General features: G+C 45.5%; 24 protein-coding genes and 1 pseudogene. 9 read left to right on the top strand and 16 right to left on the bottom strand.

The window, feature by feature from the left end; all coding sequences use genetic code 11:
• Positions 1-235: 235 nt before the first annotated feature.
• The 5 genes from AAW31_RS20555 to AAW31_RS07830 form a co-directional block, all read right to left on the bottom strand.
• Complete coding sequence (locus AAW31_RS20555; protein ID WP_144412884.1) at positions 236-442, bottom strand: hypothetical protein; 207 nt, start codon at positions 440-442, stop codon at positions 236-238.
• Between the two features lie 177 nt (positions 443-619).
• Complete coding sequence (locus AAW31_RS22700) at positions 620-1,132, bottom strand: hypothetical protein (protein WP_235264496.1); 513 nt, start codon at positions 1,130-1,132, stop codon at positions 620-622.
• 9 nt (positions 1,133-1,141) lie between these two features.
• On the bottom strand, positions 1,142-2,251 hold the full coding sequence (locus tag AAW31_RS19750) for a transposase (protein ID WP_235264506.1): 1,110 nt from the start codon (positions 2,249-2,251) through the stop codon (positions 1,142-1,144).
• A gap of 228 nt (positions 2,252-2,479) precedes the next feature.
• On the bottom strand, positions 2,480-5,110 hold the full coding sequence (locus AAW31_RS07835) for an MMPL family transporter (protein WP_046849804.1): 2,631 nt from the start codon (positions 5,108-5,110) through the stop codon (positions 2,480-2,482).
• 814 nt (positions 5,111-5,924) lie between these two features.
• Positions 5,925-6,452 (bottom strand): GNAT family N-acetyltransferase, encoded by a 528-nt coding sequence (locus tag AAW31_RS07830; protein ID WP_046849803.1) that lies wholly within the window; start codon positions 6,450-6,452, stop codon positions 5,925-5,927.
• Between the two features lie 294 nt (positions 6,453-6,746).
• Here AAW31_RS07830 and AAW31_RS23560 point away from each other — a divergent pair, with 294 nt between their 5' ends.
• The gene (locus tag AAW31_RS23560; RefSeq protein ID WP_046849802.1) at positions 6,747-6,962 is read left to right on the top strand and encodes a winged helix-turn-helix domain-containing protein; all 216 of its coding nucleotides are present in this window, start codon (positions 6,747-6,749) and stop codon (positions 6,960-6,962) included.
• Positions 6,963-6,973: 11 nt separating this feature from the next.
• On the opposite strand, the gene AAW31_RS20550 is transcribed toward AAW31_RS23560, so the two are convergent.
• The 4 genes and pseudogenes from AAW31_RS20550 to AAW31_RS07815 form a co-directional block, all read right to left on the bottom strand.
• A complete protein-coding gene (locus AAW31_RS20550) occupies positions 6,974-7,279 on the bottom strand; it encodes a hypothetical protein (RefSeq protein WP_144412883.1) in 306 nt (101 codons plus the stop codon).
• A 14-nt stretch (positions 7,280-7,293) separates the two neighbouring features.
• Positions 7,294-7,554 carry a hypothetical protein gene (locus AAW31_RS21905; RefSeq protein WP_200899754.1) on the bottom strand — a complete coding sequence of 87 codons (261 nt, stop codon included), beginning with the start codon at positions 7,552-7,554 and terminating at the stop codon, positions 7,294-7,296.
• Positions 7,554-7,751, bottom strand: a pseudogene (locus AAW31_RS23555) (transposase); the annotation flags it as partial. The gene AAW31_RS21905 and the pseudogene AAW31_RS23555, both read right to left, overlap by 1 nt.
• Before the next feature lie 377 nt (positions 7,752-8,128).
• A complete protein-coding gene (locus tag AAW31_RS07815; protein WP_046849801.1) occupies positions 8,129-8,938 on the bottom strand; it encodes a hypothetical protein in 810 nt (269 codons plus the stop codon).
• Positions 8,939-9,239: 301 nt separating this feature from the next.
• On the opposite strand from AAW31_RS07815, the gene AAW31_RS07810 reads away from it, so the two are divergent.
• The gene (locus tag AAW31_RS07810) at positions 9,240-10,301 is read left to right on the top strand and encodes an IS5 family transposase (protein WP_046848937.1); all 1,062 of its coding nucleotides are present in this window, start codon (positions 9,240-9,242) and stop codon (positions 10,299-10,301) included.
• An 814-nt stretch (positions 10,302-11,115) separates the two neighbouring features.
• Here the strand turns inward: AAW31_RS07810 and AAW31_RS07805 are convergent.
• From AAW31_RS07805 to AAW31_RS21245, 5 genes are all read right to left on the bottom strand, one after another.
• Positions 11,116-11,640 carry a hypothetical protein gene (locus AAW31_RS07805; RefSeq protein WP_046849800.1) on the bottom strand — a complete coding sequence of 175 codons (525 nt, stop codon included), beginning with the start codon at positions 11,638-11,640 and terminating at the stop codon, positions 11,116-11,118.
• Between the two features lie 317 nt (positions 11,641-11,957).
• Positions 11,958-12,218: a hypothetical protein gene (locus AAW31_RS18885; RefSeq protein WP_144412882.1), complete on the bottom strand. Its 261-nt coding sequence runs from the start codon at positions 12,216-12,218 to the stop codon at positions 11,958-11,960.
• 120 nt (positions 12,219-12,338) lie between these two features.
• Complete coding sequence (locus AAW31_RS20540; RefSeq protein ID WP_144412881.1) at positions 12,339-12,521, bottom strand: hypothetical protein; 183 nt, start codon at positions 12,519-12,521, stop codon at positions 12,339-12,341.
• An 81-nt stretch (positions 12,522-12,602) separates the two neighbouring features.
• Positions 12,603-12,908, bottom strand: coding sequence for a hypothetical protein (locus tag AAW31_RS07795; RefSeq protein ID WP_046849799.1), 306 nt, complete (start codon positions 12,906-12,908; stop codon positions 12,603-12,605).
• Positions 12,909-12,936: 28 nt separating this feature from the next.
• Positions 12,937-13,089 (bottom strand): hypothetical protein, encoded by a 153-nt coding sequence (locus AAW31_RS21245; RefSeq protein WP_158441437.1) that lies wholly within the window; start codon positions 13,087-13,089, stop codon positions 12,937-12,939.
• A gap of 282 nt (positions 13,090-13,371) precedes the next feature.
• Here AAW31_RS21245 and AAW31_RS07790 point away from each other — a divergent pair, with 282 nt between their 5' ends.
• From AAW31_RS07790 to AAW31_RS07770, 6 genes are all read left to right on the top strand, one after another.
• Positions 13,372-14,271 (top strand): DUF72 domain-containing protein, encoded by a 900-nt coding sequence (locus AAW31_RS07790; protein ID WP_187426932.1) that lies wholly within the window; start codon positions 13,372-13,374, stop codon positions 14,269-14,271.
• A 152-nt stretch (positions 14,272-14,423) separates the two neighbouring features.
• Positions 14,424-14,663: a hypothetical protein gene (locus AAW31_RS23550; protein ID WP_407667750.1), complete on the top strand. Its 240-nt coding sequence runs from the start codon at positions 14,424-14,426 to the stop codon at positions 14,661-14,663.
• Between the two features lie 469 nt (positions 14,664-15,132).
• On the top strand, positions 15,133-15,687 hold the full coding sequence (locus AAW31_RS07785; RefSeq protein WP_046849797.1) for a hypothetical protein: 555 nt from the start codon (positions 15,133-15,135) through the stop codon (positions 15,685-15,687).
• Between the two features lie 43 nt (positions 15,688-15,730).
• Complete coding sequence (locus AAW31_RS07780) at positions 15,731-16,438, top strand: ATP-binding cassette domain-containing protein (protein WP_158441435.1); 708 nt, start codon at positions 15,731-15,733, stop codon at positions 16,436-16,438.
• Positions 16,435-18,003 carry a glycine betaine ABC transporter substrate-binding protein gene (locus tag AAW31_RS07775; RefSeq protein WP_046849796.1) on the top strand — a complete coding sequence of 523 codons (1,569 nt, stop codon included), beginning with the start codon at positions 16,435-16,437 and terminating at the stop codon, positions 18,001-18,003. The genes AAW31_RS07780 and AAW31_RS07775 overlap by 4 nt, the downstream gene beginning before the upstream one ends.
• A 248-nt stretch (positions 18,004-18,251) precedes the next feature.
• The gene (locus AAW31_RS07770; protein ID WP_200899752.1) at positions 18,252-18,524 is read left to right on the top strand and encodes an IS630 transposase-related protein; all 273 of its coding nucleotides are present in this window, start codon (positions 18,252-18,254) and stop codon (positions 18,522-18,524) included.
• On the opposite strand, the gene AAW31_RS22695 is transcribed toward AAW31_RS07770, so the two are convergent.
• Complete coding sequence (locus AAW31_RS22695) at positions 18,521-18,697, bottom strand: hypothetical protein (RefSeq protein ID WP_235264532.1); 177 nt, start codon at positions 18,695-18,697, stop codon at positions 18,521-18,523. The two genes, AAW31_RS07770 and AAW31_RS22695, sit on opposite strands and share 4 nt — an antisense overlap.
• Here AAW31_RS22695 and AAW31_RS07765 point away from each other — a divergent pair.
• Positions 18,617-19,087, top strand: coding sequence for a transposase (locus tag AAW31_RS07765; protein ID WP_144412879.1), 471 nt, complete (start codon positions 18,617-18,619; stop codon positions 19,085-19,087). The genes AAW31_RS22695 and AAW31_RS07765 overlap by 81 nt on opposite strands.
• 273 nt (positions 19,088-19,360) lie before the next feature.
• Here the strand turns inward: AAW31_RS07765 and AAW31_RS07760 are convergent, their stop codons facing one another.
• Positions 19,361-20,422, bottom strand: a complete 1,062-nt coding sequence (locus tag AAW31_RS07760) for an IS5 family transposase (protein WP_046848937.1) — start codon at positions 20,420-20,422, stop codon at positions 19,361-19,363.
• Between the last annotated feature and the right edge of the window lie 23 nt (positions 20,423-20,445).

Here is a 20,445-nt window from a genome sequence, read left to right as displayed (position 1 = left end):
TGCCTGATTTTCTAGAGAGATGAGATCTGCTTAACCAAAACACTCATTCCATTTTTTTAATACATTAATTTTTATCGCTCGTCCAAGCAACACGTGGAGTCACAGATACATATACTAAAATTTCTTTGCTCAACATATAATGACTTTTAATTAACCCAGCAAATTATTGAAAATATCTTAGGGTCAGAACGTATATTTGACGTTCTCGTTTTCTCTTTTCCGCCTGTTTCACAGCTCAACTCACGGTAGCATAGCTCACACCAAAATGCTCACTTACTTGAGCAAGCGTACAGTGTCCGCTTAAATACGCCTGAGTCATACCTTCATCACGATTTTTATAGCGATCAACAAAGTAGCTCAGTGGTTTGACGGGAGCTTGTTTTTGCTTTCCGGATATGTCCTTTGAGTGATTGTTCAGGACTGAGTTTATGCTACATGTCATTGACAAAATCATCATCAGCCAAATAAATCTGGTTCTTCAACCATTGCCAAGGGGGAGGGTTGTTCTTTACCGGCTTTAACAAAAGCTCGATAGTGTTGTGGCGCGACGCGCTTTATTTTGTCAAATCCAGCGAGGATCCATTCAGTAGTTAAACAGGCATCATCCTAAATTCCTCTTTTAACCCGAATTGGAAGCCAAATGAAAGGTTGGCAAATCGAGAACTGGTGGATTTTTTGGTCCGGCTGCAAAGATTTTGTCGATAATGTAGCGTACCAAGGTAGGCCAACGTTCCACTTTTGGCAACTGAGGCGCATTTGCTAGAATGAAATCAAAACCCTTACGGATACTGCTGATCATTGTTTTGATTTGATCACCCGCCTCATGAGTTAATGTAAGCAATAGTCGAGATTGACCTGCATGTCGAGTCAGACGAGCAACCCCATTTAGTAGTAAAGGGCGACTGGTAATTGCTTCCAGATGTGTTTTGGGGTGTGCCAGGCGAACATACCCGCTCCACCAGTTATAAATGAGCGCGACTGCTCGTGCTGAGAGGTTACAGCGCTCCAGGTCATGAGTGGTATAGCCACCCCAACCCCATTGGTTTTTCAACTCATCAAAGCCATTCTCGCAATCTGCCCGATCCCGATACCATTGACCAAAGGCTTCCAATGAATAATCAGCACTGGTCACTAAAACAGCCTATTCCCATACTTTGATCTTATCTAGATGGTCAACGAAGTGCAGGGTTCCCTGTTGAGTATCAGCATTCATTTCGACTGCCAGATTGTTTTTGACTTGACGCCGCAGCACCACTATCCGCCGCGCGCGACTCCAGCCTGCCAATTGGATTTGATCCTCTACTGCGTTAAAGCCTTGCCCCACAGGCTGCCACTGGTTTTGCTGCCATTTCCGCTCGATCAAACGTTTAATTCCAGCAGTCTGGCGCAGTTTGAACAGATAACGCTGATTAATCTGTTCCATTCCAGCCATCACGCCTTCATTGCCAAAAGCACTGTCGCCACGCACCAACGCAGGACGCTTTTCAAGAGCCAAGTCTTCGATTAACTGCCGCAGACGGGGTAGGCTATGTTTGGCAGCATGAGATTTACCGCTTTGCACTTCAACATCAAGCACCAGACGAACATTGCTAATCCAATACGTATGCAAGGTGTGGCTTGGCCGTCCCGGCTTGCTAGGATTGTAGCCGATCTCAGCACCTGTTTGACGGCCATATAACAGCTTGACGCTGCTATCAGCGTCAAGAATCCAGGCAGTATTCAAGGCCTCACGAGTACTCTCGCTGAGCGCTGTATCCATCCAGATCGTACTCTTCATCAGTTGAGCCAGGCAGACAGCACGTTGCGATTCATCGCAACGTTTGGGTAAACCTGGCGCAAGCGCACTCAGCGCGCGACGCAAGCTCTCATCGCTGACAATCTTGCCCATGCCAAGTATCTCAGGAGCCACTTCGTCTCCTGGTAGCCCGGCGATGTGGGCATAGCGTCGCTGCCCATCAAGAATGGAGAGCAACCAGGTACCCAGTAAATCAACCACAGCAGGCGCATTAGGACTCGTGTAAGAAAGCGGGCATCCTTCTACCCAACGGGCAAATAAGCCGGTAACTTCCAGGAATTCAGAAAAAAATGCCAACTGACCCATGGCTGTGGCACTTCCGTTTTCATCCCAGCGCACGTGAAATCGACCACCAGGAGTCGACAAACACATCTCCTCTGCAGATTGCTCCATCTCCTGCACGGCGTTACTTACCGCCTTTGCCGCTCCTTTTTCCTCAAAATCCTTTTCACCCATTGGGTGACTCCTTTATTCAGCCATAAAGCCTTGACAGTACTACGTTTTCGGTTGTTTTTATAGGTTCAACTGAGGAAAATAGGATCATTTTTCTCATATCCAGCCGTTGCGCGATAACTGCTCCAGCGCCACGCTTTAGCACTTAGCACCATCTGCGCATTCTATGTAACTTTAAGCTTGTTGAAGATTAAAATATCAGGATACTGATGATAATTGTAAGGCCTGACCCTAATAGTTTGCTGATTTGCAGGCGAAGGCTGGAAGCACTAACAAGGAAATCAAGATGATCAAAGTAAGCCCGATGGACAATAGCAACCCCATGCTGGCCAATCCTAAATGAGGTGAGAATGCCATGCTGACAAAACTGCAAAGTGTAGTCAAATTGCCTAAAATCACACCTCTTGCCGTACTCGTTTTTAATACATCCTGTTCCTTATTTGGCATGGAATGAAGTCGATGCATAATGTAAATACCGCTGTTCACACCCAACCCCAATAACAAGGGAATGACGATAATATTGGCAAAATTGAACGCAATATCCAGCAGGACTGTTGATGCGCCTATAAGTATCGCCATTATCAGCAACGGCAGCAGAATAAGAACCGTATCTTTGAGGCTACGATGCATGACCAATACAGCCAGAAAAATGGTGGTCAGTGCATACATTAGCGCATCCTGAAAGGCTGATACTACGGCATTACCAGATTCCAGGTAAATTACGGGCAAATCCGTGGCATGAGGTGCCACCGTTCTTACATCGGCGATGAAGTCTTTGAGATTTTCTTGATCGTTGAGGTTTTTCTTGGGAAATATTTGGATTCGGTAAATTCCCTCAGGGTTCAGCCAGCGTTCTGCCAAATCCCCGGGTAATTTATTCAGTGTGACGATGTCTGCTTGAAGACCCATCAATAGCCTGTTCATAGATTCATTCAAAGTACCCAATAAATTCCATTGTAACTGCGTTAATCTTGCCGCCCGCTCCTCTAAAGGCAGTTTTCCTAAAACCTCCATCAAACGTTGCAAGTCACCATGAAGCCGATGCAAATTTTCTGCTCGTGGTTTTGATGGATTTGCAGCCAAGCTTCTGTCAGTACTGGCAAGAAAATTCCTCAATGACTGTTCATTTCTTTCTAAGCTATCTTCTATCAATGGAGGGAAAGAGGTTATATACAGGCCCAATATTAAAGAGAGATCCTGCATGATTATCAGTTTTTCTTCCTGATTATTTGGCAAAAAATTGAATATGGTAACAACACTTTCGACGGAATCTAGTGTCTCCAACTTCTGTACGGTATTAAGAACTTCCTGCTTGCTGTTAGCCAGAGTTGTCAGTGTTAAAGGAGATGAGTTTTTTGTTTCCAGCAACTCCCTAAAAGTAGAGAGGGATTCGCTTTCGGGATCTCGTAGATTAAGGGGATTAAAATCGAACCGTACTTGAGTCAATAACATAGCACCGGCCAAGGTGAGTACTAATGCACTCCACTTGATAGCTATCCGATGTTGAATCGGAAAATGATAGACCCATTGAGGAAAGATATTTTGCTCTGCTTGTACCTTGGCTGGATTTAGCGGAAACAGTATGAGTAATGCCGGCAACATTATCAAAGAAACGATTAAGGCAATAACTATTCCTCCCCCAGCAATTACACCAAGCTCGGAAACACCGACGTAAGCAGTGGGTATAAAAGAAAAGAAGCCCGTTGTCGTGGTAATGGCACAAAGTGTGATCGAGGGCCCAACTTTACGAATGGCTTCTGCTAGTGCCTGGGCTTGGGTAAGATTCTGCTGTTGCAATTCCCGATAGCGTAACAAAATCTGAACGGTGAAATCGTCGCTGATACCAATGTACAAAACAGCAAAAGAAATAGAAATCAGGTTGAGATGACCCACAGCAAGTGTAGCGAAGCCTGCGGTGAGCGCCAGACCGATGACCAGCAACGTGAAAGTTATCAACACCAGCCTCACAGACTTAAGGCCAATCAATAATAAAAGGCAGACCAGGAGCAAAGAAATCGACGAGGCAATCAGCGTACTCTGCTCTATACTTTCCAGCTCATCATTTTCTAGCACCACTTCCCCGGTAAGCCTGACCCGTACATCGGGAAATTGTGTTTTTGCTGTTTTGACGATGGTGCGGATACTATTCAGCGCCACTTCTGAAGGTTGTACAGCGGTGAAATCTAATTTCGGTTTGAGTAGCATATAACACTGCGTGCTCAGCAACGCTTCATTCTCTCCAAATATCAATTGCTGCCAGGAAAGCTGATAATTTTCATCTTTAATAACTGCTTGTATCCCATTGCTGATTTTTTCGAGCAGCGGATTCAGATCCACTGGTAACTTCTGATCTTCGGTGGTTGTTGTGATAGCTCGCTCTATAATAGAAAATAGGCTGCTCAGACTATTGTCATCAGCCAGAACACCAATAAAGGGCTGGGCTTCTGCCAAGGTATTGACCAATTCATGAAGTTTTTCGAGATCGAGGTAAAGCAGACCATGACGTTCGAAAAATTTCCCTTCTCCAGGAATGAAAATTGACTGGATGTTTTGTGTGTCTTGAGAGAATTTATTTTTGAGGTAGTTGAGCGCCTCGCTCGTTCTTTCAGGTATCGGCGCATCTATGACAACCAAAATAGCTTCGTTATCCTGCGGAAAAGCTTTAAGAAAGCGCTCTCGATCTTGAAGGAAAGGTAATTTATTAGACAGGATCTTAGTCGTATCTGTATCGATTCTTAAATTGTGCACAGCATAGTAGACACTGACCACACATAGCATAAGCATAAGAAAAATCAGTGTCTTAGGAAACCGTAAAAGCCAATTTTCTAGCCACTCTAGAAAATTTACTAAACGTGCACCCATGTTCTTTATGTATTCCTTTATCTTGTGTAGTACAACCGCTTGCCAACAGCAGCCTAAAGGATGGCTCAATTGAGCTAATATCTACATGTTAAATTTAATCCATCCATTTAAATATTTTCTGTTGTAACAGATTTGAAAAAACCAGCTGAATTTTTTTGATTTAATTTATAGCTGCTTATCTTTGATCTGGCTGATAAGCATGCAAAATCCGCTCTAAAATTGCAGAAGCTAAGGCAATATTTCCTGTCAAAGTGTTATCTTATCTTGTCCACAAAATAGATTAATAGTTCGAGCAAACAACTCTTTTTCGACAGCTTTTGCATAACAAATTGATCTACCCTTTTGTTATTGACAGTCTACAGCCTGAACTATCTTGTACGGTATTTAGAGCTAGTCGTTTCTTCCGCGGTCTTTTGGAAAATTTTAATTAAACCGAGTAATGATTACACCAAACTCTTTCCTGTTCACGGTGAGCTTGTCGGGCTGCTAAGAAACTGACATCGGCCTTCAACAAGCTCAGGCCGAACGGCGATTATGTGTAAGCGCTCAACAACACCACATGTCATTCTCTCTGGCTTAGTGATTTAATGAGTTTTTGTGTTAACGGCAGTAATTCACGATACAATTATTGGGCCAGGGGGGAGTATAATTAGCGTATCTTTAAGCTATGCAGATGGATGCAGTCCATTGAGTGCAAAAAGGGGTCAAGTCTTGCGATACAATATCCTTTGCAGATTTCCTATTGTGGCTACAACCGCGCACTTTAACATTCCACTCCAGTTGGATGCTCCGCCCCTTATTATTTATGCATGGGCTAATTAACCTTTAATTCTTTCACAAAGACGATGAATTCGAGATCATCTCGAAGCGGAATACCGAAGCGTTCGTTGCCATATGGGAACGGACGACGTTCGTCGGTTCGACGATATCCACGGCGCTCGTACCAAGCGATTAGCTCGTTTCGAATTGAGATGACGTGCATTTGCATAATGGTACAGGCGAGCCGGTGTGATGCGAATCGCTCAGCTTCCATAATGAGGCGTTTCCCGAGGCCCTGCGCCTGCAACTCCGGTTTCACGACAAACATACCGAAATAGCAGACATTGGCATCGCGTTTTTCTAGATGGACGCAGCCAATGATTTCCTCATTGCGCTCGGCGAGGAGAATGCATTGATTATCAGCGGACAAGATTTCCTCAATCTCGGATGTGTCTGTGCGCTGGCCGTCAATAAAGTCTGCTTCAGTCGTCCAGCCGTGACGGCTGCTATCCCCGCGGTAAGCAGAATTTACCAGCGCGGCGATGCGCGCGGCATCGTGCAATGACCCCTTACGCAAATGCATGCAAAATATCCATGCGATACTTATACCATTGATGCGCTCGGTGTATCGTCAAGACGCCGCACATGTTCCGTCGCGTGCTCAATCGAGATCCTGGAACTTGCATAACATCTTTTATCAGATCCATTGGACGTTTCCTTAAAACCTGGCATTTAAATTTCCTTTTTCCTCTTATATATTTTTAATAATAGTACACACCGGATAACCATTACTCATTCTTAAGATAAAGGAGTTATCTATTACCTTATTCAAGAAATTCAGGATGTAGAATTATTAATTTGCAGCCAGCAATCATTCATGACGATCCCTGATTATCAAACCTGCATGCTACCACTCCTGAAATATATAGAAGACGGAAAAGAGTATTTAATGCGTAAGGCTATTGATTCGCTTGCAAATCACTTTCAACTAACACCTGCTGAGCGACCAAAATTACTACCGAGCGGCCAGCAAACGATATTTCACAATAGAGTTGGCAGGACAAAATCTTATCTTAACGTGAGTTCGACATAAGAATCATCACATCACGATTGGAAGAGTTTGTGTAATATCTTAGGGTCAGAGCTTGCATTTGACATCCCTGTTTTTTTCGCCTGCTTCACAGCCCGACTCACGATAGCATAACTTATACCAAAATACTCTCTTACTTGAGCGAGCGGATAGTGGCCGCTTGAAAACGCCTGAGCCATACTTTCGTCACGGCTTTTATAGTGATCAGCAAAGTAGCTTAATGGTTTAATGGGAGCTTGTTTTTGCTTTCTGGGTATGTCTTTGAGTGATTGTTCAGGGCCGAGTTTACGCTGAATATCATTGACAAAGTCATCATCCAAATAAATCTGGTTCTTCAATCATTGCCAGGGGAGGGTTGCTCTTTACCGGCCTTAACAAAATCCCGATAGTGTTGCTGCGCGATGCGCTTTGGCTTTGTTTTGTCAAATCCAGCGAGGATCCTTTCAGTCGTTAAACAGGCAGCGTTTTCTTCATATCCAGCGGTTGCGCGATAGCTGCCCCAGCGCCACGCTTTGGCACTTCGCACCATCTGTGCCCGCACCGGATTCAAGGCAATGTAACGCGCCAATTCCAGCAGATAGGTATCTTTCTGCACTAATATGGCTTTGAAACGGCCTTGAAATACGTGTGGCCATCACGCTGATGCTGCCGATTGAAATATTGCGTATAAGTGCCGTTGAGATACTTCGTTCCCTTGGATAGGATGGGAGAATTGGTTTCAACCAATAAATGATAGTGATTGTCCATGAGACAATAGGCATGACAATACCAGTCATAACGATGACTGTGTTCTGTAGCAACAGCAAAAACTGTTGATGATCAATATCATCATGATAGATATCTTCCCGTGCGTTTCCGCGTGCTGTTACATGTTCTATAATACAGTGCCCCGGCAAACTCAATGCGTAGCAATCTTGCTATCTGCGCATCTTATTTAGATTTAAACTTGTTGAAGATTAAAGCATTAGGGTTGTGATGCCAATTGTAAGGCCTGACCCTAAGAGTTATTGCCAACTGTACCGAAATTGTACCGAGAAATATTCAATATGAATAAGAAGGGATGAGGGGGGCGGCGAGTGCCAGTCATTGACCGAACCGAATTGTAGTGAGCCTCACATCGAAAATAAACTTTTTAGTGTTAATAGCATTTTCCACTTTTATAGTTTTGGTCATTTCTGTGCCGCTAAATATCGTATAACCTTACTTCCCTCCACTGATGGTAATTGGAGGAAGCTTTTGTACATTTTTATTGTGATTTCGCATACTTTAATTTTATCGGTTTTATTCATGACTGGTTCTTGTATCAAAGCGAGATCTTGTCCATATTTATTTAATTCTGTGTAGATAACGGGCTCAAGAATACTAGATACTTCCTCCACACTCGGAATATCTTGAGATGACACAAATGAAGTTCTAACAATATTACTCAAGGCTGCAAGACTAACTTCCCTAGTAGTATCAGAGATATATTTGGTTGAGTTTAATGTTTGCCCCATCTGTGGAAAGAGAAATGGGTAACATAAATCTTCTCCATTCTGCATTAATTCTGTCAGTTCACGTACTTTGGCTTCTGCATATTTTATCGCTGCTTCGTCAGACGCATTTGGCAAATGTTTTTGAACAAATGTTGGAATCATGTTATGGAGGGCTGCCATAGCCTCCTCTTTGCTCTGACCTTCTTTTATTACTTGATAGAATTCATTTTTTATTCTGTTATAGCTTTCTGTGTCGTACCATTTTATTAATTTAAGCGCAGAATGGTCTAGAAGCTTCTCATTAGAGGTAGTTGTTGTGGAGGATTCGGCTTTAATAATTGGAAGAATGAATGCCTGTGATGCTCCGAAAGATAAGATCATCGTTACTATGAAAATAATATAGTAAAGATGATTGTTATTCTTACTGTTGCGATAAGCTATACTGGCAACACCTGCCGCAACAATACCACAGCAACCCACAATGACAGCATTTAACCAAGCCATTTATTCTCCTTTTTTTCATCTTAGATAAGATTTATCTATTAACTATCAAATGAAAATTTTGAATATAAGTGCGTTATACTTAGGATAAGTATTTTTTTCTATAATTCAACAAAAAAATGTAGGAAAAATTATGAGTGTCGTAAAATAACGACAGCGCTCTGATCAATAGGGCACCTCTAAAAATTCAAGCTATAAAATGAGGCGCGTTAGGAGAAAGTAGTATTTTCTTGATTTGTCCAGGATAACACGTTGTTTAAAATGTATAATAATGAGATTATGCTCCCCGATATGAGTCCTCACCATGCAACTCGGTTTTTTTGACCTTGACAATCGATATGCTCAGCTAAGTAAGTTAAATGATCCGCTTGAAGAGCTGAATCGCATAATCGATTGGAATCTATTCGCTGATCTTCTTGCAGAGACAACGACGAAGCCCCGGAAAAGTGAAGCAGGCCGCAAACCCTTTGATCGGGTGATGCTATTCAAAATGCTGGTATTACAAAGAATGAATAATCTGTCGGATGATCGGCTGGAGTATCAAGTCCGGGACCGGTTGAGTTTCATGCGGTTTTTGGGACTTGGTCTGGCAGGGGTAGTGCCTGACGCAAAGACCATGTGGTCGTTCCGGGAAGAGTTGAAAGAGAACCATCTGATGGATCGTCTGTTTGCAAGATTCGATGAATGTTTACGAGAGTTGGAGGTAGAACTGAAGTCAGGTCAGATCATTGATGCGACCTTTGTGAGTGTGCCTAAACAACGCAATACACGTGAAGAAAACAAGATGATTAAAGAAGATGCCGTTCCGATTGAATGGGGACAGAATCCCCACAAACTGGCGCAAAAAGACATTGATGCGCGTTGGACGAAGAAGAACAGCGAATCATTTTATGGTTACAAAGATCACGTCAATATGGATCGCGATACCAAGCTGATAACCACATGGGAAGTTACTTCAGCGCAAATTCATGACAGTCAGGTTTTGGAAGAAGTGCTGCAATCCCCTGAAGTGGGAGGCGCAGATATTTATGCGGACTCAGCATACCGCAGCAATGCACAGGAAGAAAGTCTGGTCACCTCAAAATACACGAGTCAGATTCACGAAAAAGGCGCTCGCAATCATCCCCTCACGCAAGCACAAAAATCCAGTAACAAAGAGAAATCACGGGTGCGTGCACGAGTCGAGCATGTGTTTGGTTCGATGACGAATGAACTGGGCGGAATCACGATTCGTACCATAGGTTATGGGAGAGCAAAAGTACAAATAGGCTTACTCAACCTCGTCTATAACATCAAGCGTGTAGCGACGCTGATTCGAAAAGGGTATTTCAGTTTCGATAGGGTTAGTGCGCCCGAAATGGCTTAAAGGGAGCAAAAACGAGAAGATAACAACCCGAATCACCTTGAATTTAGAAAAATTTAATTATTGGACAGAAAAACTTTGAGAATCAAGTGAAATTGCCCTCCTGGTTGAATTGATTTGCTTTTTTTAGGTATTTTTAGAGGTGCCCAATAGTTTAATAGAAACTATTTTGTAACATCCTCCCAGAACGGCTTTCAGAATTACCTGCTGCCTATAAAAATTTGCCCTAATTTTTACTGCTTCAATTTCCTCATTACTCTGTTAAATCTGTTTTCCGGCTTTTTAAACTTGAAACAAGCTGGCATGCATGAATAACTACCTCTGCTATAAGTCTTACTTAGGAGGGGTAGATGGGGGTTAGAGCTACTTAGCCTATTCTTCATTCGGCACCGAAATTTTCTTTAAGAAAATATAGTGTTTTAAACTATTTCAATATCAATTGAATTAGCTTAAAAAAATCTTTTATACCAATATAGAGATGAGTCCGCCCAGTAAGCTAAAGCCAGCGGAGCATTTCAGCCTTATTCACTTCAGAATTATCAGTAAGGTGCCTCAACAATCGCTTTAAGAATTGCAGGATGAGATAATGCTCAACCAAACATGAGAGAAGTATGTTGACTGCCTCACCTTTGTTTAAAATATGCAAATCTAATCGAGCCTAATTTTATTACTGTATTATTTAAGGCACAAAAAAGGTAGATACATCAATGATATGCTACTTTACACTGAATCCTGACTACCTTTTCAGAGTTTCTATCCATTATTTTTAGATAGAATTCAATTAGAGTCTACAAAATAATTGAATAGCTTATCTGGATTAATCCTCGTGTTTAAGACCTTTAGCTCTATCGTTCAGAAATGGTGAAGATTTTAATTCCCAGTTCATAGAGTTCCCACGTTGTTCAAGAACAGCTGAGTAAATCTCATTCTGATATTCAACACAAGGTACAGACAATACGCCATTCTCAAATGTGGCAATGCATTGGCCTACATTTAAGATTTGGTCTTTTAAGCAACTTGAAACATCTACAAACTTAACATCGGTTGCAGAAATTTGATTATTAAAAGTAGTAACAACTGCTGTACCGTTATTAACCAGGATATCTGTTGCAATTGTGCCTTGCTCTAGTCCAAGTACATTTAAACCTGCATTAGCAAGGCAAGAATTCGGAGTGCCATCAGTGAAATTTTTTACGAGTATTTGAGCGCCTGCTACAGAATTATCAACAATAAATACAGAATTATTTACCACTGCTACACTTTCTGCAAACGTTGATTGTGATTGTATACCTAAGGCTACTAGTGATATTCCACATAAGATTGGAAGTATATTTTTTTTCATTAAACTCTCCGATATGTAACACAAACATTTAAGATTTTTGAAAGCAATAAAAATTATCTCCAGATTCCCCTTTGTCTGAAAATAATCAGTCTATATCGGCAATAAAGTTAATAACCTTAGAATTTATTTGGCATAAATTAAGAACAGCTATTGCTTTCAATGAGCTATGAGTCTATACAAATAGCATATTTTAGGGTCAGACCTTACATTTGACATTTCCGCTTTCTTTTTTCCGCCTGCTTCACAGCCCGACTCACGGTAGCATAGCTCATGCCAAAATACTCACCTACTTGAGTGAGCCTATAGTGTCCGCTTAACTACGCCTGAGCCATATCTTCATTATGATTTTTATAACAATCAACAAAATAGCTCAATGGTTTGACGGGGCCTTGTTTTTGCTTTCTGGAGATATCTTTGAGTGATTGTTCAGAATTAAGCTTGCGTTGCATATTATTGACAAAGTCATCATCACCCCAATAAATATGGTTCTTCAATAATTGCCGGGGGGAGGATTGTTCTTTGCCGGCGTTAACAAAAGCCCGATAAGCATTGCTGCGCGACGCGCTTTGTGATGTCAAATCCAGCAAGGATCCCTTCAGTCGTTAAACAGGCATCATTTTCTTCATATTCAGCCGTTGCGCGGTAACTACTCCAGCGCCACGCTTTGGCGCTTCGCACCATCTGTGCCCGCACCGGATTCAAAGCGCAATGTAAAGCGCCAGCAGTTCCAGCAGATAGGCATCTTTCTGCACCAGGATACCTTTGAAACGACCTTGAAACACATGGCCAACACGCTGATGCTGCCGGTTGAAATATTGCGTGTAAGTGCCGTTGAGATACTTCATTCCTTTGGACAGGGTTGGAGAATTGGTTTCAATCAATATTAGAAAATATAGATAGCGACTTCTGTCTGAGTTATTACATCTCACCAAGAAGAAGCGCGTAGGCAGTGATATGGCTGCTTAAAGCATTGAAACATCAAACCAGCAAAGCACAATCTTTTCTTGGTTGAGTTTTGCCTCAAGCTTGTGGATAAAATCATGCCACCAATTGTAGTCAAACTCGGCGGTCATCACTTCATAAATAATAATTTGGTCTTTCTGAACATATCCCTTATCCTTCCAGACTCCTTCCGCTGGCGATTGCGAAAATGCGGTAACACCGTTGAATTTCTTGGTCAGCTCTTCCTTGATATCCCTGAAGAGTTTTTTCGGAAATTTCTTTCCCAAATTATCGTTTAGCGGAAGTAGGAGCTGAACAAGTTTCATGATGCTTTTCTTGTTTCGTCTTCAGCTTTCATTCTTTCTCGAATTTAGTTGCTGTTGGAATTTCTGCTGAAACTGCCTCTAGCACATTGATTCTAAAGGCGGCTAATTCAATTATCTCTACATATCTATTGGAAGCGCTGACCATAACGATGGTCTTGCCAGCCACGTGTTTTTTTATCATATTAATTTCCTTTCGGAATTAGAGTTTAAGCTTCTGAGATACAGGGCACATGGCACTGACAGAACAGTATCCCACACCCTGTATCCGGTAGATTAATTCTAAGTCACAGGTTTTAGCCACAAAAACGATAATAACCAAATCTGAAGTTTGCTGTCAAAATGGAGACTATTGGTGAAAGGTATTTATCTTCTTAGATTTCAGTTATAGTCGGCGCTCTAGCTGGAAATTAATCGGCAGTCTTCCGTTGGTATACCTCAACATCTTTCTTAACATAGATTTTTGATGGAAAAGTCTACTCTGACCCGAGAGCAACGGCGCGAGATACGCGAAATTAAACGCCAAAAGCAGCGGGAGAATAATGTTCTTAGAGCATCTAAAATGCATAAACTTAGGCTTGCTTCTAACATTCATTCTCCAGTAAGGCCGCCTGCTTTCGAGGGAATGATCTATCATATAGGCTGTTCTGGATGGTTTTACTGGCACTGGCGCAATGTATTTTACCCCGAAGGTCTGGCAACAAAGGACTGGTTTGCCCATTACGCCAAGATTTTTAAGACGGTTGAAATCAATGCGTCATTCTACTCATGGCCAACAGAAGCCACAGTGAGAAGCTGGATCAAACAGGCTGGCCTGAGAAGGTTCGTTTATTCGGTTAAGGCGTGCGAGCTGATTACTCATACGAAAAAATTCAAAGGCACGGAGGAACTGGTAAAGGATTTCGGGCACATCGCTACGATCCTTGGCGACCGGATGGGATGCTTTCTGTATCAGGTACCGCCAAGTTACCGTTATAGCCCAGCAAGACTTAAAGCGATTGTGAGCCAGCTTCAAACTGGGCAAAGGAACGTAGTCGAATTCCGCCATGTGAGTTGGTGGAATGAGAAGGTCTATACGGCCCTAAAAGAGGCCAATCTCATATTCTGTTCGTGCAGTGCACCTCGGCTGCCGGACGAGTTGATCAAGACAGCGGAGGACATTTACATTCGCTTTCATGGCAAAAAGGCATGGTATCGCCATGACTACAGCGATGACGAATTGAAGGAATGGGCCAGGCGAATTCAGCAGGTCAACGCCAAGACAGTTTGGATTTATTTCAACAATGATTTTGACGGTAATGCGATTAAAAATGCAGAATCTATGGCGCGTCTGTTGAAGAACAAGATATCAATTCCGAACCTGTAGATACCGGGCGGGAAGAATAGCGTGTGCGGGGTGAATCCCTAGAGATTGCCGTGCTTCCAAATTCGGGATGCTCTGATCAAACAAACGCTCCTGACCGTGGGCCTGTTTGCGTGGTTGTCATGGACAACGCGACTTTCCACTAACGGCAGGATATCAAAGCCACCTTTATCAATGCCGGGCATACGCTTGAATATCCTCCGTCTTATTCTCCAGACTTGAATGATATTGAGCCAAAATGGGCTCAGGCCAAAGCCATCATCAAAAAAGAAGATTGCCCCATTGGGCTGCTCTTTACCTCTTATGCGCGGCAAATAATCTTATTTGAGATCAAATATAGTTCGTTACGCTGGCCTCTTCCATGCACGTCGGATAAAAACTCATGTATAAAATAATGAAAAGTCCGCTAGCCAATCATTTTCCGAAGCTTCATGCTCTTGTTTTTTTAAACACTTTCTTTAGATCAAATTAAGGTTTTTACTTATTTCAATTTTAATCCAAAAAGTATAAATATTGATCTAATTCAGATTAAGCCTAGTATCAAGCCTCTAGCTCAATCTAACTCGTTAAAACTACAAAGAGCTAAAGCGCGTTCCTCCAGAGTTAGAACGATGGCTGAAGATCATGAATATAATGAATGAGAGAGGACAGATCCAGCCAGTGGAATCAGTGCATCATTTATTACAAGGTATGCCCAAACATTTACTGGTTTTTAAAATGCCAAATGAGAGATTTTGGTAAACCTATCATGAGCATAAATCTGTGGGAAAAGTTAAAGGACTTCAATCGCGCGTCTTATTGGCTTGGGAAAGGCAGACAGTAGTTTGTTATTAACTGAGGATCTTCTGAAGTTTATTTTATCTCATGTCGGGAGATGCGGATCATCTTACTTTAGACGTGGCAGTGCTTGCTCAGAGTTTAGAAGAGCAAGAGTTCTTTATCCAGTTAGTGCAAAGAAAAATACCTTATCGCATGAGTTATATGCTACGACAAGATTATAAGTGGCAACTCAATCAGCACAGTAGGCAGCAGTTACAAGCCATCAAGCCTGTGTCTCTGTTCTGTGCTGCCAAACTAGTCATAGTCATCAGCTATGAATTATCCTCATTGTCAGTTGAGCGCCATACCAAGCTATTGTTTTACTTTGGACAAGAGCCCGCGAATGTGTATTTCGCAAATTTCCAGCAGCAATTTCGATCGCTCCTAGAACGGACTCGAGAGGTTGCTGATTCAGATCCGTCAGTACATCCCATCTCTCCTAGAGCGAAAAAAGAGGCTGCTGGCGCGGACCTCGTGAGGAGTTCGATGCATTCCGTACGGGCTACATCGTTGCAATTCGGCCCCGTCACTGATACAGCTGGCGCCACCCGAGCAAAGTCCAGTACTTCCACATCATCACTAATATCGAATGACTTCTAATCCTCTGATGGTTCCAGGTCCGGCGCTCTTAGCGGATGATGTGGTGAAACGCTACGGCGATGGCATTGCACTGGATGGCGTATCGCTTGCGGTCGTGGCGGGTGAGTGCGTGGCGCTTGTGGGAGAGAGCGGGTCGGGTAAGTCGACGCTGCTGCGGTGCTTCAACCGTATGACGGAACCGGACGGCGGGCGCGTAATGGTCCAGGGTGAGAACGTGGCCTCGCTGGATGCGGTGCGGCTGCGGCGGCGGATCGGCTACGCGCAGCAGGAGGGCGGCCTGCTGCCGCACTGGACGGTGTTGCGCAATGCATCGCTGGTGCCGTGGCTGCTTGGCGATGCGAACGCAGAAGCGAAGGGTGCCGTCGCGCTGGAGTGGGTTGGGTTAGATGCGGCGCGGTTCGGCGGGCGCTGGCCGCGTGAACTGTCCGGGGGGCAGCGGCAGCGCGTTGCCATCGCGCGGGCGCTGGCGGCGCGGCCAAAGATCGTGCTGCTGGACGAGCCCTTCGGCGCACTGGATGCTATCACCCGCGCGGATCTGCAGGATGCGTTCGGCAAACTGCGGCGCGAACTGGAGATTACAGCCATCCTTGTTACGCACGACCTACACGAGGCTGCACTGTTGGCTGACCGCATTGCCGTATTACGAGGCGGACGTATTGAGCAGGCCGCATCCTCAGAAACGCTCATCCGCGCGCCGGAGACGGAGTACGTGGCAGGGCTTGTGACGCGCTCGCGGCTGGGGATGAGATGATACGGCAGATACTTATCGTTGCGGCATTGCTCGGTATCCTCATCCCCTTCCATTCGCTGAACGGACAGGTAGTGGATTCGCGGCCGGTGGTGATCGCGTCCAAACCGTTTGCAGAGTCGTACCTCTTGGCAGAACTGTTCGCGCAGGTGCTGGAAGCGGAGGGGATCCGTGTTGACCGGCGGCCTGGGCTGGGTGGGACAGAGATCACGTTCGGCGCGCTGCGAACTGGCGCTATCGACGTCTATCCCGAGTACACAGGCACCGCGATGCTGGCTATCCTAGGCGAGCCGCCCCAGTCCGATGCTGGAGCCGTATTCGGCAGGGTGTCGCGCGAGTTCGCTGCGCGCTGGGCTGTGCGCTGGCTACCGCCGCTGGGCTTTGAGAATACTTACGTCATCGCCATGCGCAAACAGACAGCGGACGAGTACGAGCTACGGACACTCTCGGACTTGGCGCGCGCGTCGCCGCGACTGCGGGCGGGATTCACGCCTGATTTTATCGGACGCGAGGACGGGCTGGAGGGACTGCGCACGGCATACGGGCTGCGTCCAGTCTCCGTCCGGCCGCTAATGCAGGCAGTAAAGTATCGTGCGCTGGCGGAAGGCGCGGTAGACTTGATCGACGGCTATTCCACGGACGGCCTGATCGACCGCAATGGGCTGGTAGTGCTGGAGGATGACCGAGGCTTCTTTCCGCCATACCAAGCCGCCGCTCTGGTCAGTGCGCAGCTGCAGCAGGACCGGCCGGATGTCATCGCGGCGCTGACGGTGCTCAGTGGACGGCTGGACGCGCGTACCATGCGTGCGTTCAACCGCCGTGTGGAGGTTGATGATGAACCAGTGGAGCTCGTGGCGGCGGACGCACTGAACCAACTAGGACTGGGCAGAGCGGTGGGAGAGGTGAATGCGGTCCCAGCAGTGCACAGCGGATCGCTCACGGCATATTTTTGGGAACGCCGCGCTGCTCTGTCGAAGCTGGCTGGCCGCCACCTGCTGCTCGTGACGCTTTCCCTCCTGGCCGCGGTGGCAGTCGCAGTACCGTTGGGCGTCGTTCTGGGGCGGGCGCACGCCGGCGCAGCAGAGGGAACGGTGCGCGCCGTCGGCCTACTGCAGACCATTCCCAGCATCGCACTGCTGGCGTTCATGATCCCGCTACTAGGGATTGGGATGATGCCGGCGCTGGTGGCACTCTTCCTGTACTCGCTGTATCCCATCGTTCGAAACACCTACACAGGCGTGCGTGACGCCAGCCCAGAAGCTGTGGAGGCCGCTCGGGCGTTGGGTATGAGCGATTCACAGGTGCTGCGGCACGTGCGGTTGCCGCTGGCTGCGCCAGCGATTATGGCTGGCGTGCGGACCTCCGCCGTGATCGCGGTGGGGACAGCTACGCTGGCGGCATTCATTGGCGCGGGTGGGCTGGGTGACCCGATCGTGGCGGGACTCGCGCTCAGCGACACGCAGATGATCCTGTCGGGCGCCATCCCCGCGGCGCTGCTGGCGCTTGGAATAGATGCACTGCTGGCCATCGCCGAGCAGTGGGTGCGCCCCGGGGGGCTGGACCGCTGAAAGACGATGTCAGTTGAGGCGTCGAGGCACAATCTTATCGTACAGAATTTTCCCCGAGGTGGGCTAGACTCTACCTCGCGCCCGGTTGACGATATGAATACCCGCATCTCGATTTTTTCAATAGCTGATGGCGGGAAACAGATAGTTGCACACCGCGGCCGCGATGAGTATATTTTCCCATCTTTCCCGAACAGCAACAACCTTCCAGAAGTATAGCATGTCCCCTATAAATTGATTATAATTTACAGATGACCTATCCGATATCATTTCGCCGTAAAGTATTATCCGTTCGGGAGAAGGAGAACCTCTCAATCGCGCAAGTGGCGCAGCGTTTTTGCGTAGGTGTCGCCAGTGTGACGCGCTGGATCAAGACTCCCGATCCCAAGACCACCCGCAACAAGCCTGCCACCAAGATTAACCTGGAGATATTGGCGCAGGACGTCAAGAATTATCCGGACGCATATCAGTACGAGCGCGTTCGAGCGTACCAGGCGTCTGGGAGTCAGCAAGCAAGGCATTAACCATGCTTTAAAGCGTCTGGGCGTGACTTATAAAAAAAAGCCTGTGTCACCCCAAAGCCAGCGAAAAAGAGCGGCGTATCTTCCAGCAAAAAATTGAAGACTATGAGCGAGCAGGCCGCGTTATCGTCTACCTTGATGAAAGCGGCTTTGCGCACGACATGCCACGCACGCATGGCTATGCGCCAGTGGGTGAGCGCGTCCATGGCGTAAAAGACTGGCATGCACGAGGTCGAACCAATGTGATTGGCGCTCTCATCGGAAAGACGCTGCTGACCATAAGTCTGTTCATCGCCAATATCACCGCTGACATTTTCTATGCGTGGATAACGCAGGACCTTTTGCCTAAACTTCTGCCCGCTTGCGTGATTGTCATGGACAACGCAACCTTTCATAAACGGCAGGATATCCAAACCGCCATTGCCAATGCCGGGCATACACTTGAATACCTGCCGCCTTATTCCCCTGACTTAAATGACATTGAACCCAAATGGGATCAGGCCAAAGCCATCAGAAAAAAGGAAGGTTGTTCCATCGAGCAGCTCTTTGCCGCTTATGAAATTTAAATCATTTTATATAGGATAGGCTATATTTAGAAAGGCGATAACGATTTTTTCGTTGCTTTGTCAAGTTTTTTTGCTACTCTTTTATCTTTGGGTAATTTTTTCTTTTAAGGGTGAAACTCTAAACTCTAGGGCACCTCTAAAAATACCTAAAAAAAGCAAATCAATTCAACCAGGAGGGCAATTTCACTTGATTCTCAAAGTTTTTCTGTCCAATAATTAAATTTTTCTAAATTCAAGGTGATTCGGGTTGTTATCTTCTCGTTTTTGCTCCCTTTAAGCCATTTCGGGCGCACTAACCCTATCGAAACTGAAATACCCTTTTCGAATCAGCGTCGCTACACGCTTGATGTTATAGACGAGGTTGAGTAAGCCTATTTGTACTTTTGCTCTCCCATAACCTATGGTACGAATCGTGATTCCGCCCAGTTCATTCGTCATCGAACCAAACACATGCTCTACTCGTGCACGCACCCGTGATTTCTCTTTGTTACTGGATTTTTGTGCTTGCGTGAGGGGATGATTGCGAGCGCCTTTTTCATGAATCTGACTCGTGTATTTTGAGGTGACCAGACTTTCTTCCTGTGCATTGCTGCGGTATGCTGAGTCCGCATAAATATCTGCGCCTCCCACTTCAGGGGATTGCAGCACTTCTTCCAAAACCTGACTGTCATGAATTTGCGCTGAAGTAACTTCCCATGTGGTTATCAGCTTGGTATCGCGATCCATATTGACGTGATCTTTGTAACCATAAAACGATTCGCTGTTCTTCTTCGTCCAACGCGCATCAATGTCTTTTTGCGCCAGTTTGTGGGGATTCTGTCCCCATTCAATCGGAACGGCATCTTCTTTAATCATCTTGTTTTCTTCACGTGTATTGCGTTGTTTAGGCACACTCACAAAGGTCGCATCAATGATCTGACCTGACTTCAGTTCTACCTCCAACTCTCGTAAACATTCATCGAATCTTGCAAACAGACGATCCATCAGATGGTTCTCTTTCAACTCTTCCCGGAACGACCACATGGTCTTTGCGTCAGGCACTACCCCTGCCAGACCAAGTCCCAAAAACCGCATGAAACTCAACCGGTCCCGGACTTGATACTCCAGCCGATCATCTGACAGATTATTCATTCTTTGTAATACCAGCATTTTGAATAGCATCACCCGATCAAAGGGTTTGCGGCCTGCTTCACTTTTCCGGGGCTTCGTCGTTGTCTCTGCAAGAAGATCAGCGAATAGATTCCAATCGATTATGCGATTCAGCTCTTCAAGCGGATCATTTAACTTACTTAGCTGAGCATATCGATTGTCAAGGTCAAAAAAACCGAGTTGCATGGTGAGGACTCATATCGGGGAGC

The organism is Nitrosomonas communis (assembly GCF_001007935.1).
In the GTDB taxonomy this organism is placed as follows: Bacteria; Pseudomonadota; Gammaproteobacteria; order Burkholderiales; family Nitrosomonadaceae; genus Nitrosomonas; species Nitrosomonas communis.
Note: the sequence above shows the minus strand (reverse complement) of the source record. Positions and strands in the feature narration are given on the sequence as shown.

Excerpts from the sequence above, each read along its gene's own strand:
- AAW31_RS23560 (WP_046849802.1), top strand. The coding sequence starts at position 6,747 with ATGACGATCCCTGATTATCAAACCTGCATGCTACCACTCCTGAAATAT.
- AAW31_RS19750 (WP_235264506.1), bottom strand. The coding sequence starts at position 2,251 with ATGGGTGAAAAGGATTTTGAGGAAAAAGGAGCGGCAAAGGCGGTAAGT.
- AAW31_RS07785 (WP_046849797.1), top strand. The coding sequence starts at position 15,133 with ATGTCGGGAGATGCGGATCATCTTACTTTAGACGTGGCAGTGCTTGCT.
- AAW31_RS21245 (WP_158441437.1), bottom strand. The coding sequence starts at position 13,089 with ATGATAAAAAAACACGTGGCTGGCAAGACCATCGTTATGGTCAGCGCT.
- AAW31_RS07795 (WP_046849799.1), bottom strand. The coding sequence starts at position 12,908 with ATGAAACTTGTTCAGCTCCTACTTCCGCTAAACGATAATTTGGGAAAG.
- AAW31_RS07810 (WP_046848937.1), top strand. The coding sequence starts at position 9,240 with ATGCAACTCGGTTTTTTTGACCTTGACAATCGATATGCTCAGCTAAGT.
- AAW31_RS07775 (WP_046849796.1), top strand. The coding sequence starts at position 16,435 with ATGATACGGCAGATACTTATCGTTGCGGCATTGCTCGGTATCCTCATC.
- AAW31_RS22695 (WP_235264532.1), bottom strand. The coding sequence starts at position 18,697 with ATGCGTGCGTGGCATGTCGTGCGCAAAGCCGCTTTCATCAAGGTAGAC.
- AAW31_RS20555 (WP_144412884.1), bottom strand. The coding sequence starts at position 442 with ATGACATGTAGCATAAACTCAGTCCTGAACAATCACTCAAAGGACATA.
- AAW31_RS07770 (WP_200899752.1), top strand. The coding sequence starts at position 18,252 with ATGACCTATCCGATATCATTTCGCCGTAAAGTATTATCCGTTCGGGAG.
- AAW31_RS07835 (WP_046849804.1), bottom strand. The coding sequence starts at position 5,110 with ATGGGTGCACGTTTAGTAAATTTTCTAGAGTGGCTAGAAAATTGGCTT.
- AAW31_RS07790 (WP_187426932.1), top strand. The coding sequence starts at position 13,372 with ATGGAAAAGTCTACTCTGACCCGAGAGCAACGGCGCGAGATACGCGAA.
- AAW31_RS07805 (WP_046849800.1), bottom strand. The coding sequence starts at position 11,640 with ATGAAAAAAAATATACTTCCAATCTTATGTGGAATATCACTAGTAGCC.
- AAW31_RS07830 (WP_046849803.1), bottom strand. The coding sequence starts at position 6,452 with ATGCATTTGCGTAAGGGGTCATTGCACGATGCCGCGCGCATCGCCGCG.
- AAW31_RS07815 (WP_046849801.1), bottom strand. The coding sequence starts at position 8,938 with ATGGCTTGGTTAAATGCTGTCATTGTGGGTTGCTGTGGTATTGTTGCG.
- AAW31_RS07760 (WP_046848937.1), bottom strand. The coding sequence starts at position 20,422 with ATGCAACTCGGTTTTTTTGACCTTGACAATCGATATGCTCAGCTAAGT.